General features: G+C 56.7%; 14 protein-coding genes. 9 read left to right on the top strand and 5 right to left on the bottom strand.

What is annotated here, in order from left to right; all coding sequences use genetic code 11:
• Nucleotides 1-39: 39 nt before the first annotated feature.
• The 6 genes from ACR0IO_RS11065 (at nucleotide 40) to uvrC (ending at nucleotide 6,738) form a co-directional block, all read left to right on the top strand.
• Complete coding sequence (locus ACR0IO_RS11065) at nucleotides 40-969, top strand: ABC transporter ATP-binding protein (protein WP_480741613.1); 930 nt, start codon at nucleotides 40-42, stop codon at nucleotides 967-969.
• The gene (locus ACR0IO_RS11060; RefSeq protein ID WP_155142142.1) at nucleotides 966-1,727 is read left to right on the top strand and encodes an ABC transporter permease; all 762 of its coding nucleotides are present in this window, start codon (nucleotides 966-968) and stop codon (nucleotides 1,725-1,727) included. Before ACR0IO_RS11065 ends, ACR0IO_RS11060 begins: the two co-directional genes overlap by 4 nt.
• A 116-nt stretch (nucleotides 1,728-1,843) precedes the next feature.
• Nucleotides 1,844-2,641, top strand: a complete 798-nt coding sequence (locus ACR0IO_RS11055) for a S49 family peptidase (protein ID WP_480741611.1) — start codon at nucleotides 1,844-1,846, stop codon at nucleotides 2,639-2,641.
• Nucleotides 2,642-2,809: 168 nt separating this feature from the next.
• A complete protein-coding gene (locus ACR0IO_RS11050; protein WP_480741608.1) occupies nucleotides 2,810-3,772 on the top strand; it encodes a calcium/sodium antiporter in 963 nt (320 codons plus the stop codon).
• A 21-nt stretch (nucleotides 3,773-3,793) separates the two neighbouring features.
• Nucleotides 3,794-4,573: an SDR family oxidoreductase gene (locus tag ACR0IO_RS11045; protein WP_480741607.1), complete on the top strand. Its 780-nt coding sequence runs from the start codon at nucleotides 3,794-3,796 to the stop codon at nucleotides 4,571-4,573.
• A 290-nt stretch (nucleotides 4,574-4,863) separates the two neighbouring features.
• On the top strand, nucleotides 4,864-6,738 hold the full coding sequence (uvrC, locus tag ACR0IO_RS11040) for an excinuclease ABC subunit UvrC (protein ID WP_480741606.1): 1,875 nt from the start codon (nucleotides 4,864-4,866) through the stop codon (nucleotides 6,736-6,738).
• Here the strand turns inward: uvrC and ACR0IO_RS11035 are convergent.
• A complete protein-coding gene (locus ACR0IO_RS11035; RefSeq protein WP_480741604.1) occupies nucleotides 6,735-7,619 on the bottom strand; it encodes a DMT family transporter in 885 nt (294 codons plus the stop codon). The genes uvrC and ACR0IO_RS11035 overlap by 4 nt on opposite strands.
• Nucleotides 7,620-7,836: 217 nt before the next feature.
• Between ACR0IO_RS11035 and pgsA the strand changes: the two genes are divergently transcribed.
• The 3 genes from pgsA to ACR0IO_RS11020 are packed head-to-tail and all read left to right on the top strand — an operon-like array spanning nucleotide 7,837 to nucleotide 9,202.
• On the top strand, nucleotides 7,837-8,505 hold the full coding sequence (pgsA, locus tag ACR0IO_RS11030) for a CDP-diacylglycerol--glycerol-3-phosphate 3-phosphatidyltransferase (protein WP_155142128.1): 669 nt from the start codon (nucleotides 7,837-7,839) through the stop codon (nucleotides 8,503-8,505).
• A gap of 3 nt (nucleotides 8,506-8,508) precedes the next feature.
• On the top strand, nucleotides 8,509-8,754 hold the full coding sequence (moaD, locus tag ACR0IO_RS11025) for a molybdopterin converting factor subunit 1 (RefSeq protein ID WP_480741601.1): 246 nt from the start codon (nucleotides 8,509-8,511) through the stop codon (nucleotides 8,752-8,754).
• A gap of 4 nt (nucleotides 8,755-8,758) precedes the next feature.
• Complete coding sequence (locus tag ACR0IO_RS11020; RefSeq protein ID WP_480741599.1) at nucleotides 8,759-9,202, top strand: molybdenum cofactor biosynthesis protein MoaE; 444 nt, start codon at nucleotides 8,759-8,761, stop codon at nucleotides 9,200-9,202.
• A 50-nt stretch (nucleotides 9,203-9,252) separates the two neighbouring features.
• Here ACR0IO_RS11020 and ACR0IO_RS11015 read toward each other — a convergent pair whose 3' ends face one another.
• The 4 genes from ACR0IO_RS11015 to ubiA all read right to left on the bottom strand — a co-directional run bounded on the left by ACR0IO_RS11015 (nucleotide 9,253) and on the right by ubiA (nucleotide 13,253).
• On the bottom strand, nucleotides 9,253-9,783 hold the full coding sequence (locus tag ACR0IO_RS11015; protein ID WP_480741596.1) for a hypothetical protein: 531 nt from the start codon (nucleotides 9,781-9,783) through the stop codon (nucleotides 9,253-9,255).
• Nucleotides 9,784-9,972: 189 nt separating this feature from the next.
• Nucleotides 9,973-10,293, bottom strand: coding sequence for a hypothetical protein (locus ACR0IO_RS11010; RefSeq protein WP_050603973.1), 321 nt, complete (start codon nucleotides 10,291-10,293; stop codon nucleotides 9,973-9,975).
• Nucleotide 10,294: 1 nt separating this feature from the next.
• Complete coding sequence (locus ACR0IO_RS11005; protein WP_480741594.1) at nucleotides 10,295-12,226, bottom strand: OmpA family protein; 1,932 nt, start codon at nucleotides 12,224-12,226, stop codon at nucleotides 10,295-10,297.
• 64 nt (nucleotides 12,227-12,290) lie between these two features.
• Nucleotides 12,291-13,253: a 4-hydroxybenzoate octaprenyltransferase gene (gene ubiA / locus ACR0IO_RS11000; protein WP_480741592.1), complete on the bottom strand. Its 963-nt coding sequence runs from the start codon at nucleotides 13,251-13,253 to the stop codon at nucleotides 12,291-12,293.
• Nucleotides 13,254-13,260: the final 7 nt, after the last annotated feature.

Raw genomic sequence — 13,260 nt, 5'->3', positions numbered from 1 at the left:
TTCCGGCGCGATAGGGTCCCCGCCAGAACGAGGAAACGCATGTCGACAATTCTGTCTATCAAGAACCTTCGCAAATCCTATGCCGATGGTTTCGAAGCGCTGAAAGGCGTATCGCTGGATATCGAAGAGGGTGAAATCCTGGCTCTGCTCGGGCCGAATGGCGCGGGCAAAACAACCCTGATTTCAACCATCTGCGGCATCACCACGCCAACCTCGGGTTCGGTTACTGTTGGTGGACACGATATCCAGACAGAGTTTCGCGCGGCTCGCCGCATGATCGGGCTGGTGCCTCAAGAAATCGCACTGGAGCCTTTTGAAAAGGTCTGGAATACGGTTCGGTTCTCTCGCGGTTTGTTCGGATATGGCAATGACAGCGCGCGGATCGAGGCAATCCTGCGCAAACTGTCTTTGTGGGACAAGCGCAAGAACGCGATCAAAGAGCTGTCGGGCGGGATGAAGCGCCGGGTGCTGATCGCCAAAGCACTGTCGCACGAGCCACGCGTGCTGTTTCTGGATGAACCCACCGCAGGCGTTGACGTCGAACTGCGCAAGGACATGTGGGATATCGTCGCCGAACTGAAGGCCAGCGGTGTGACCATTATTCTGACCACGCACTATATCGAAGAGGCCGAGGCGATTGCCGACCGTGTTGGTGTCATCGACAAGGGTGAGCTGCTGCTGGTGCAGGAAAAAGACAAGCTGATGGCTCAGATGGGCAAAAAGCAGATTGAGGTCATGTTGAATGAACCCATCTCGGCGATTCCCGATTGCCTGTCTGCCCATAACCTGTCGCTGAACGGGCAGGGGGATATGCTGGTCTATACCTATGACACCAATGCCGAACGTACGGGCATCACCACATTGTTGAACGATGTGGCGCAGGCCGGGCTGGTTTTGCGTGACGTTCAGACCCGGCAATCAAGCCTTGAGGAAATTTTCGTCAATCTGGTGTCGGGAGAGCCCGCATGAACTGGTCTGCAATCGCCGCCATCTACCGGTTCGAAATGGCCCGGTTCTTCCGCACACTGGCACAGAGCTTCATATCGCCCGTTCTGTCCACTTCACTCTATTTTGTGGTCTTTGGCACCGCCATTGGCAGTCGCATTCAGGAAGTTGAGGGGGTTTCTTACGGGGCCTTTATCGTTCCCGGCCTGATCATGCTGTCGGTCGTGATGCTTGCGATTTCGAACGCATCATTCGGCATCTATTTCCCGAAATTCCTGGGAACGATCTACGAGTTGCTTTCCGCGCCCGTCAATTTCATTGAAATCGTGATCGGATATGTCGGTGCGGCGGCCACGAAATCCCTGTTCGTCGGATTGGTGATTCTGGTTACGGCGACGTTCTTCGTGGATATTCGAATAGAACACCCGTTCGCCATGGCAGCATTCCTGATCCTGTCCTGTCTCAGCTTTTCCCTGTTGGGTTTCATCATCGGCATCTGGGCCAGCAATTTTGAACAGATGTCGCTGGTGCCTCAGCTGGTAGTGACACCTTTGATCTTTCTGGGCGGAACGTTCTATTCGATCTCGATGCTGCCACCGATCTGGCAGACCATTACTCTGTTCAACCCAGTGGTGTACCTGATTTCAGGCTTCAGGTGGTCCTTCTACGGCCTGGCGGATGTGCCGATCGGCCTCAGCCTGCTGGCGATCCTTGCTTTTACCGGGATTTGCCTGGCCATTATCGGTTGGATCTTCAAAACAGGCTGGCGCATTCGCAGCTAGGCCAGCGCCAGAGGCGTTGCATTTTTGCCCACCGGCTATGTGAATTTAGTTCACGTCGCGTTTATGGCGCCTTCAGTCCCTTGTTTACGGGTTTAGGGGGCTCTACATCGGCATCCATGAAACTCAGCCTGCCGTTTCTCAAAAAGCAGCCATTCGTGGCCGTGGTCCGTTTGTCCGGTGCCATCGGGATGGCCGGTCGTGCGTCGTTGAATGACACGACGCTGGCCCCCGTTCTGGAAAAAGCTTTCCGCAAGGGTAAGCCGGTTGCCGTGGCGCTTGAAATCAACTCGCCCGGGGGCTCGCCTGTTCAAAGCTCGCTGATCGGTGCCCGGATCAGGCGGCTGGCGAAAGAGTTTGATGTACCCGTCATCGCCTTTGTCGAAGATGTGGCTGCATCTGGCGGGTACTGGCTTGCTGCGTCCGCGGATGAAATCTGGGCCGATGACAGTTCGGTCCTCGGATCAATTGGTGTGATTTCATCCGGATTTGGCGCGCATGTCTTTTTGGCGCGACAGGGGTTTGAACGCCGGGTGCATACCGCAGGTCAGTCCAAATCCATGCTCGACCCTTTCTCGCCAGAGAAAAAGGAAGATGTCGCGCGGCTGAAAGTGCTGCTTGGCGACATACACGAGAATTTCATTGCCTACGTGAAAGAGCGGCGCGGTGACAAGCTGGATCAAAGTGCCGATCTGTTTAACGGTGAGGTATGGCTGGCACGCCGGGCTCAGGAACTGGGACTGATCGAGGGTGTCGCGCATCTAAAGCCGAAACTGCAGGAGCGCTTCGGTGACAAGGTGAAATTCCGCCGCTACGGAATACGCAAGCCGATCTGGTCACGTTTTGGTGCCGAACTGGCACAGGATGCCGTTGCAGGGATCGAGGAGCGGGCGGCATACGCGCGTTTCGGTTTGTGACGTGATTATCAAGGCGGTCACTCTGTTCCTCATCGCCATGGGTGTACTGGCGATGTTCGGCAAGCTGCGCTTTCCGGGGCAAAAACGACTGAATTCGGCAAAATGTCCGCGTTGTGGACGGTTTAAGATCGGCAAAGGCCCCTGCGCCTGCGAAAAAGGAGGCCGGACATGACGGCGTGGCTGCTTTCTGGCCTTGGGTTGCTGATCCTTCTGCTTGCGGGCGATGCGCTGGTGCGCGGTGCGGTCAACCTGAGCCTGCGTCTGGGTGTCCCGGCGCTCATCGTCAGCCTGACCATTGTGGCCTTTGGTACGTCAGCGCCGGAATTGCTGATTGCGATTAGCGCTATAAAGGAGAATGCACCCGGTATCGCCTTGGGTAACGTCGTCGGATCAAACACCGCCAACATCTTATTGGTTCTGGGTCTGCCTGCCTTGCTGGCGACGCTGCACACTAGCGAGTGCGACAGCCGCAAGAACTATGTCTTCATGCTGCTGGCTTCGGTTCTGTTTATTGGCTTGGCGTTCTGCGGCGTCTTCAACCTCGCCAGCGGTGCAATCTTGTTAGCGGGTCTTGGGCTGGTTCTGATGAACGCCTTTCGCGAGGCGCACGCGCATCGCAAGGCTTGCGGTGAAGCCTGTGCTGACGATGAAGAACTGGAAGGCTTGGAAGAGGCCGATCCGGACATGCCCTATTGGAAAGTGTCGGTCTATCTGATCCTGGGACTCATCGGGCTCCCGATGGGGGCGCATCTTCTGGTCGAAAACGCAACGGAGATTGCGCTGACCTATGGCGTCAGTGAAACGGTTATCGGTCTGACGCTGGTGGCGGTCGGTACGTCCCTGCCAGAATTGGCGACAACGGTGATGGCGGCATTGCGGCGTCAGGCTGACGTGGCGCTTGGCAACGTCATCGGATCGAACATGTTCAACCTGCTGGCCATCGTGGGCATCGCGACCCTGTTCGGTCGTATCCCTGTTGATCCTGAATTCCTGCACTTTGATCTGTGGGTCATGCTGGGCGCATCCCTGCTGTTGGTTCCGTTCGTGTTTTTCAAACAGGACATTACGCGCGTCTGGGGGTTGATCCTGACACTGCTCTACGCCGTATACGTTATCAGCCTGTTGGCGTGACCTGATATTGGGAGGTGATCCATGACCCGAGCACTCGTGACCGGCGCCGGTATTCGTCTGGGCCGGGCCATGGCTTTGTATCTTGCACAGCGCGGATTTGATGTTGCGGTTCACTATGCCTCCTCGGAGCAACCAGCATTAGACACGGTGTCAGAGGTTCAGGAGATGGGGCGTCAGTCAGTCGCTCTGAAGGCTGATCTGCTGGACGAAGCTCAGGTCGCTGCGCTGTTGCCGCGTGCGGCGGAGGCGTTAGGTGGACCGATTACTTGTCTGGTGAACAATGCGTCGATCTTCGAGTATGACAACATCCAAACGGCGACTCGTCAAAGTTGGGACCGCCATCTGGACAGCAATCTGCGGGCGCCGTTCGTTCTGACCCAGGCTATGGCAGAACAGGGGCTGGAGCCAAGGATTGATGAGAACGGCGAGCCACAGGCCACGGGGCTGATCGTCAACATGGTCGATATGAGGGTGCGCAAGCTAACCCCAGAGTTCATGTCCTACACGATCGCGAAAATGGGATTGTGGGCTCTGACACGCACCGCGGCACAAGCACTGACACCTGCGATCCGTGTGAATGCCATTGGCCCCGGCCCTACGGTGCAGGGTCATCGGCAGAGCGAAGATCACTTCAAGGCACAGCGTCAAAATACAATCCTTGAACGTGGCTCGAACCCTTCGGATATTACGGCTGCGCTGGGCTATTTTTTGGATGCACATGCCGTCACGGGGCAGCTTTTGTGCGTCGATGGCGGTCAGCATTTGGGTTGGCAGACACCAGATGTGTTGGGTGTGGAATAGGTAATTCTGCTGCAAGTTTTGCACCGCTCTCATTCCTGTTACCCGCGCGTTACAAAAATGTCTTATTTTTCATGCACTTGCTACGTATTCAAAAAACTTTTGTTTGAAAACAATAGGTTAATTTGATGCCTATTTTTTGTGCAACTCAAGGAAAAGCCAAAGATTCAAGGGGATTTTGTTGCGCCTGGAAAGTTATCTGCACAGTTATCCACAGAAGTAGTGGATTTGTTTTCTCTTGATCTGAGACACACAAGATTGCAGCCATAGTCAGAGAATCATATCTGAGAGCCATGACTTCTCACAGCGAAACGTCCTCGGACTCCCAACCCACCGGCTATGCCTGCATTCAGCGTTATCTCAAGACGCTGGACAGTTCGCCGGGTGTTTACCGTATGCTCGACGCGGATAGTCGTGTGCTGTATGTCGGCAAGGCGCGAAACCTCAAGGCGCGGGTTTCCAACTATACGCGTCCGGGGCATTCAGGCCGGATCGAACGGATGATCGCTGCGACGGCCTCGATGATGTTCCTGACGACGCGGACCGAGACTGAGGCGCTGCTGCTCGAGCAGAACCTGATCAAGCAGCTCAAGCCCAAGTACAACGTGTTGCTGCGGGACGATAAGAGCTTTCCCAATATTCTGGTCGCCAAGGATCATGCCTTTCCGCAAATAAAGAAACATCGCGGGGCGAAGAAAGAGAAGGGCGCTTATTTCGGACCGTTTGCCAGTGCCGGGGCCGTAAACCGTACTTTGAACCAGCTGCAAAAGGCATTCCTGCTGCGCAATTGTTCGGATTCCATGTTCGACAGTCGGACGCGGCCGTGCCTGCTCTATCAGATCAAACGCTGTTCGGGACCTTGTGTTGATCTGATTTCCGAGGCCGACTACCGCGAAAGCGTCAAGGACGCGGAACGGTTCCTGTCCGGCCGCTCGACCAAAGTGCAGGAAGAACTGGCCGAACAGATGATGGCCGCGTCCGAGGCGATGGAGTTCGAGCGTGCCGCCGGATTGCGCGATCGCATCCGGGCGCTGACACAGGTGCAAACCTCTCAGGGCATCAACCCACGCGGCGTGGCCGAGGCGGATGTGATCGGCCTCTATATGGACAGCGGGCAGGCTTGTGTGCAGGTGTTTTTTATTCGCGCGAACCAGAACTGGGGCAACAAGGATTTCTATCCGCGCGTCGGGCCGGACGTGTCGGCGGCCGAGGTGATGGAGGCGTTCCTTGGCCAGTTCTACGACAACAAGGAACCGCCCCGGCAATTGATCCTGTCGGACGCCATCGAAAACGCCGATCTGATGCAGGAGGCGCTGTCTGAGAAGGCCGGGCGCAAGGTCGAAATCCTTGTGCCTCAGCGAGGGGAAAAGCAGGAGCTGGTCGCGGGCGCCTTGCGCAATGCGCGGGAATCTCTGGCCCGCCGCATGTCTGAAAGCGCCACGCAGGCCAAGTTGTTGCGTGGTGTGGCCGAGGCGTTTGATCTGGACAGCCCGCCGGATCGGATCGAGGTTTACGACAACAGCCACATCCAGGGCACCAACGCTGTGGGCGGGATGATCGTTGCGGGGCCGGAAGGGTTCATGAAGAACGCCTATCGCAAGTTCAACATCCGCGGCGATGACCTGACCCCCGGCGATGATTTCGGCATGATGAAAGAGGTTCTGACCCGGCGCTTTACTCGTCTTCAGAAAGAAGACCCGGATCGGGAAAAAGGGATGTGGCCCGATCTTCTGTTGATCGATGGCGGAGCCGGGCAGGTGAGCGCCGTGCATGAGATCATGCAGGCCCACGGCGTCGAAGACATCCCGATGGTAGGTGTCGCTAAAGGTGTCGACCGCGACCACGGCAAGGAAGAGTTCCACCGTATCGGTCAACGCCCCTTTGCCCTGAAGCGAAATGACCCTGTTCTGTACTTCGTTCAGCGTTTGCGGGACGAAGCGCACCGGTTTGCAATCGGGACACACCGCGCCAAGCGAGCCAAGGCCGTGGGGGCGACGCCTTTGGATGAAATCCCCGGCGTTGGCGCCGCGCGTAAACGTGCTTTGCTGGCGCATTTCGGCAGTGCCAAAGCGGTCAGCCGGGCCAATCTGGCGGATTTGAAAGCGGTCGAGGGTATCTCAGCGGGTTTGGCGCAAAAGGTTTATGATTACTTCCACGATAAAGGTTAAGTTTTTCGCCCACGCCAGAGGATATACATCCCCGAGGCCACGATCAGTGCGCTGCCGATCCACATTGTCTGGTCCAGTCGCTCGCCGAACATCACCACGCCAAGTCCAATTCCGAACAACAACCGCGAATAGCGGAATGGCGTGACTGACGAAACTTCACCCGTGCGCATGGCTTTCATCAGCGAGGCATAAGCCATGACCCCCATAAGGATCGCGCCCGACATGTGCAGGCTGACATGTGTGGTCAGCGGCTCTATCGGGGCACCTTCCCAGAAGCGATAGGCCAATCCGGCGACGATGATGCAGAGGAACCCGTAAAACCCCAGAACCTCGGTTCCCAGAGTGGCAGGGGCCGCGCGGCTGGCCAGATCGCGCCCGGCAAATCCCAGCATCCCCAACACGGCAAGGATCGACAGGGCCGAGAAACTGTCTCCGGTTGGTTTGATGATGATCACCACGCCGATCAGGCCGATCAGAATTGCGCTCCACCGTCGCCAGCCAACGGTTTCTCCGAAAAACATCGCAGCCCCGGCGACAACGACCAGAGGAGTGGCCTGCAAGATCACCGTGGCCGAAGACAGAGGCGTCAGAGCGATGGCCAGAACGTAGAAAAGCCGCCCGAGTATTTCAAAGATCACCCGCACCTTCATCGGGCGGGACAGCACATCGTGTTGGAACAGCCGGGTGCCTCGTATCACGGCGACTGCCGCAAAGATCAACGCGCCACCAGCGCCGAAAAGAACCAGCACCTGCCAGATTGGGATTGAGGAAGAGGCGCTTTTTATCAGCGCGTCCTCAAGTGCGAAAAGCGCCATGGCAGCGATCATCCAGGCGCTGCCAATCAGGTTCGATCGGGGATCGGTTTGAATATGTGCTGTCATGTTGTCCGACGTCCCGACTGCCTGAAGATGGTAACGGCCTGCCTCGGACCGGTCTGGTCGGCAATCTGGCCGGAAATGTAGCCGAGGCCAAGAAGTATCGGGTTGACTGTTCAGCCTTGCGACGCTTTGACCCGAACAGGGTCAACCGACTGTGATCCGAGCAGTTTTTGATCACTCTGTCTTTTCTGTCCTGAAACAGCAATGTAGGGTCGGCCTCATGAAATGGAACTTGCCCAACATTCTGACCGTCCTGCGGTTGCTTGCTGCCCCTGGACTGGCCGTGATGTTTCTGTACTTCACCCGTCCCTATGCGGATTGGTTTGCTCTGATCCTGTTCATGACAGCCGCTATTACCGATTGGTTCGATGGCTATCTGGCACGAGCCTGGAAGCAGGAAACCAAGATCGGGGCGATGATGGACCCGATTGCCGATAAGGCGATGGTTGTGATCGCTTTGATGATCCTTGTGGGATATTCAACCGAACACTGGACGCCATGGCTGGTGCTGCCCGCCACGGTTATCCTGTTTCGCGAAGTGTTCGTGTCCGGATTGCGTGAATATCTGGGTGATGTTGCAGGAACGCTTAAGGTTACCAAGCTGGCAAAGTGGAAGACCACGGCACAGATGGTGGCGATCGCCGTGCTGTTTTCGCAGGGAATATTCGAGCATTATTTTGTGATGTCCACATTCGGTATGGATGCTGAGTTGATTGACCAGATCCTCAGCGGGCAGACCGAAGATGTGAACGGGCTGGCATGGAAACTGGAAGGCATGTTCTGGGCCGGGCGGATCGGATTGTGGCTGTTGTGGATTGCGGCGACGCTGACATTGATCACAGGCTATGACTACCTACGTAAAGCCATGCCTCATCTGAAGGAGAGTTAAGGGATGGATGTACTGTATTTCGCCTGGGTGCGTGAACGGATCGGCCTCCCGAAAGAGAAGGTCGAGACCGAGGCTGCGACAGTCAATGACCTCGTGGCAGAGCTCAGTGCGCGTGAAGACCGGTATGCGGCTGCGTTCGCGGATCTGTCTGCACTGCGCGTCGCACTGGATCAGGAGTTGTCCGACTTTAACGCGCCGCTTCAGGGTGTGCGGGAAGTTGCGTTTTTTCCGCCTATGACCGGAGGCTAAGCCGGTGCGCATCGCAGTTCAGCAGGAAGAGTTCGATCTTGGTGCAGAGGCAAATACCTTTGCCGCCAGCGACACTGCGAATGGTGCGATCGTGACGTTTACCGGTGTTGTTCGTGATCTGGCTCGGGGCGACCTCGACGTAATGGAAATCGAACACTACCCGGGCATGACCGAACGGGCGATTGCCAAAATTGCAGAAGAGGCCAAGTCGCGCTGGTCTTTGGGGGATGTTCTGATCATCCATCGCCACGGGCGTTTGGCACCGGGTGATCGTATCATGATGGTCGCGACCGCTGCACCGCATCGAAAGGATGCGTTCGAAGCGGCGGAGTATCTGATGGATTACCTCAAGTCCCGCGCGCCGTTCTGGAAAAAGGAAATCTCTGCTTCCGGGGCGGATTGGGTTGCAGCCAAGGACGAAGACGAAGACGCGCTGAGCCGCTGGTAAGCCTGTGGCACCAGCACCCTTGGACGGATGCTGGTATGGTTTTCAGAAAATCAGCTGGTCTGTTCCTGATTGCATTTACGGGCAGCTTCGATGGCTTTGAGCGTGCCGTCCAAATTCACGGTGAACGCGAACTCTTTTTCAGGGAACACGGTCATATCGTATTTCTTCATCACATCGTCGACGAATTGCGGATTGTTCGCCAGGATGTAACCGCCGGTATATCCTTCGGCCAGATGCTTGGTTTTCTTATGCGCCTCGGCTGAATACAGATTTCCGTCTAGTGACAGAATGATCTCTTCTTTCTTACCTTTAAGGCCAATATCATTCTTTGTGAACACACCGAGATATCCCATCTCGTGGTCCTTTGTCAGACCCATTTGCACAACGTTTTGATTTTCATCCATCCGTTCGATCAGGCATGACCCGCGTGTTTCATCCACAAAAATGGTCCAGCCCGATTCCTCACCCCAATTGGTGAAGGTATCGTTTTCGGATGGGATGACATCACTCGAAGCGAATGTTGTGGTTGCGAAATAGGCAGTTACGATAGTCGCGGTCTTTAAAGTTGATTTGAAATTCATGGTACACTCCAATTTTGCTGGATAGTGAACACTGGTACGCGTAGGCAAAATCGTACCAATTCATGATATTGAATTTGTTGGAAAAACTGAAGTGAGTCGATTTGAACCGGCTAAAAGATGCCGATCCAGGCCACGAGTCAGTACGAAGCCTCTGACTGAAAACTGAGAGACGGGGCCGTCAGGCCTGAGTTAATCTGCGTTGTTGATCCGACCGCGAAGCTCTTCGGCCTCTTGCCGGGCTGCGCGCAGGCCATCCATTGCCGCGGCAAGTTCAGCTTCGGTCTGGGTCAGCTGATTGGTCAGCTCGGCCTCGCGCTGTTGCAGATATGTAATCGCCTGATCCCGGGTTTCCTCGGCCTCGTGCAATTCCTGACTCATGCGATCCAGATCGGCCACGTCGCTTTGACGGACGCGGGACAGTCGGTGCGCCAGCCAGTTGGCGAACCAGCCCATGCAAAAGGCTGCAAACAGGATGATGGCAGTGGCGATGATGAATTCGGTTCTGTTCAACTTACTGGTCCTCTGCATCCGCGTCAGATGCGTTGTCTTCTGTTTGCTCGTCAGTCTGTTCCGCTTCGCCAGGCTCGGTCGTCACTTCCATCGCTTCCAATCCTGTTTCAGTATTGGATACGGGTTCGGGGCGGATCAGGCGGAATTCGATGCGGCGGTTTTCTTCGCGCCCCTCTTCGGTGTCGTTGTCCGCGATGGGCTGTGTTTCACCATAGCCGACTGCTGAATAGCTGGATGTTGGCACCCGGCGACCGCGCAGCTCATTCAGGATGGATTGGGCACGCGCCTGACTCAGCTGCTGGTTCATTTCTTCACGGCCCTGACTATCAGTGTGACCCTGTATTTCCATCCGGATAGGTCCGCATTCACGCAGAATCTCGGCGATTTGGTTGAGCGTATCGCGCGAATCTGCTGCCACGGTGGCTGAACCGGGTTCGAATGCGATTTTGCTACTGCCCTGAACATCGGCGATCTGCGTTTCGCACAGTTCGGGGTCAGGCAGGGCATCTTCGGGCTCAGGAGGCTCCTGATAGGTGATGGCGAGATCGAAGTCCTGTGCATCACCCAGCTTGTCAGAGAGCATTCCGGCAATGCGGGCTTTGGCGTCTTTGTCATGGCTGACGCCAGAAACGGAAACGGAATCCGGGGTCACGATCAAAGCCCCATTGTGCAACTGAGCCAAGGCCTCAAGCCCCGCCAATACCCGGACCGACCAATCTGCAGGCAGGTCTGACACGATGCGGGTGGCGGTATGAACCTGTTCAGACCCAAACGCCGCGCGAGCGTAGCTGTCGACCATATCCCGTGTGGTTTCGTCACCGATGCGACCTCGCATCTGTACCAGCCCCTCAGGGCTGCGCGTGGTTGAGAACTCGACAGGGCCTGTCTGTTCGACTGTTTCCGGCTCAGGCAGGACGGCATGCAGTGCAAAGACTTCGGGCAAGGCATTCTCCAGCTCGCCCACAACCCGATCAAACAGCGCGGGATCTGTACCCTGTGCTGCAATCAGGGTGATGTCCGCGTCAGACATGGTCACAGAGCCCTGCCCGATGTCGGCCAGTGCCTGAATGCTCTGACCTGCCGCCACATCCCAGTTCGGAGAAGGAACACCCAAACCGATGGTGCAGGAATATGGTCCGGTCATACCAGCCTTCTCGGCTGCGGCCACAATGGCATCCCGGGCATCTTCGTCCTGAGCGGAACAGGCGTCGAATGTGCCGCCGGTTTCGTCAATCAGGTAGCGCAGCGTAAACGGTGTGATAACCGGGCGCGGAGCCGAGATCGAAAGACCGATGCGCAAACTGGGAGGGGCCGCTCGGGTCAGGTCCTGTTCAAGCTTTTCCTTTTCCTGCTGGCTGTCCGCAATCGCCGTGATTTTGACCAGTCCGGGGCTGGCAGAGATTTTGGCACGTGGCAATCGGGCAAGTGCCTGCACCGCATAGTCCAGCGCATCATCCCAGCCACGGGGTTTGGGGTAGTCGGCAGTTTCCATCAGGTCTGACACAACCGCATCACCGTCAAGACGCTGCAGATTGTCCATCAGTGCTTCTCGGTCTTCGCTTTCCGGGATCAGACCGATTACCGAGATGCCACTGTCATTGCGCAGAATTTCGGCCGAGAACCGGGGCGGTGCCAGATCAGCGGTCGGTGCCACCTGCATCTCGTCAATCACGCGCGATGTATCGACCTCGGTGCCTGCGGCGGTCAGCGCGTTGAACCGAGTCGCTTCGTCCGGCGCAGTGCCTGTCAGGACGACGCGCAGGCCATCGGATTCCACTTCTGCCCAGTCATGGCCCTTGAGGTTCAGCGCCTTTCTTACGGCAAATTCCGAGGTTTCTTCGATCTTTGTCACCGCTGAGCTGGCAGCCAGCAGAGACAGCCCTGCGGACACGAGAAAGATCAGGGCGACGACGAAAAAGTACGGCAGACGCATGGGCGGGTATGAAACTCCTCAACCGGTCGCACGGACTCTTACAGACCCCGGAGCCGAGGTGCAATCAGAGCAACAGGGCGACGCAAAGGAAGATCAGCGGAATGAGGCCGGTATCGCGATTTGAACGGAACAACTGCAAGAGCTTGGCGTTGTCTTCGATGTCCAGACCCCTCAATTGCCAGGCCATGTGCCAGCCCATCGCCCATGGCCCGGCGATGGCAACAAGGATTGCGAGCACCGACGCCCCGGGTACGGCGGCATCGATGATGGCAAGGCCCATCAAAGACACGGTCGCGACCAGAAAATACTTCAGCCATTTGGAGGTATCGGTTCCGAACAATCGGGCGGTGGACTTGATGCCCACAAGCTCGTCATCTTCGGCATCCTGATGCGCGTAGATGGTGTCATAGAAGAGGGTCCATGCGATGCCGGACAAGTACAGCAGGATGGCGGGCCAGCCTATCGTGCCCGTATGTGCAGCCCATGCCAGCAAGGCGCCCCAATTAAAGGCCAGACCCAGAAAGACCTGCGGCCACCAAGTGAATCGCTTTGCGAACGGGTAAATCGTGACAGGCAGGAGAGACAAAACCCCCATGGCGATTGCGGCTTGGTTAAAGGTCAGCAGAATCGCCAGAGCCAGCAGGCACTGAAGAACCATCCAGAAAGCCGCCTGCCGAACGCTGACCTGTCCGGATGGGATCGGGCGCGAACGGGTGCGTTCGACCTGACCATCATAATCGCGATCGGTAATGTCGTTCCATGTACAGCCAGCCCCGCGCATCAGAAACGCTCCTAAGGCGCAGCCGATTGCGATCCACAAATCCTCCCATCGCGCATTGCCGTCGCTGAGTATGGCAAGTGCAAGTCCCCACCAGCAGGGAATCAGCAAAAGCCATGTCCCGATCGGCCGGTCGGCGCGCGACAGGCGTAGATAGGGTCGGGCAAAGGCCGGGGCATGTGTGTCGACCCAGTTACCGGTGACGGCATCGGCGACCTGACCATCTGGTGTTGGGGCATTGCCTTGCATATGTAAG

The organism is Ruegeria sp. CE12 (genome assembly GCF_056537525.1).
The sequence above is the reverse complement of the archived record's forward strand: the minus strand, read 5'-3'. Positions and strand labels throughout refer to the sequence as shown.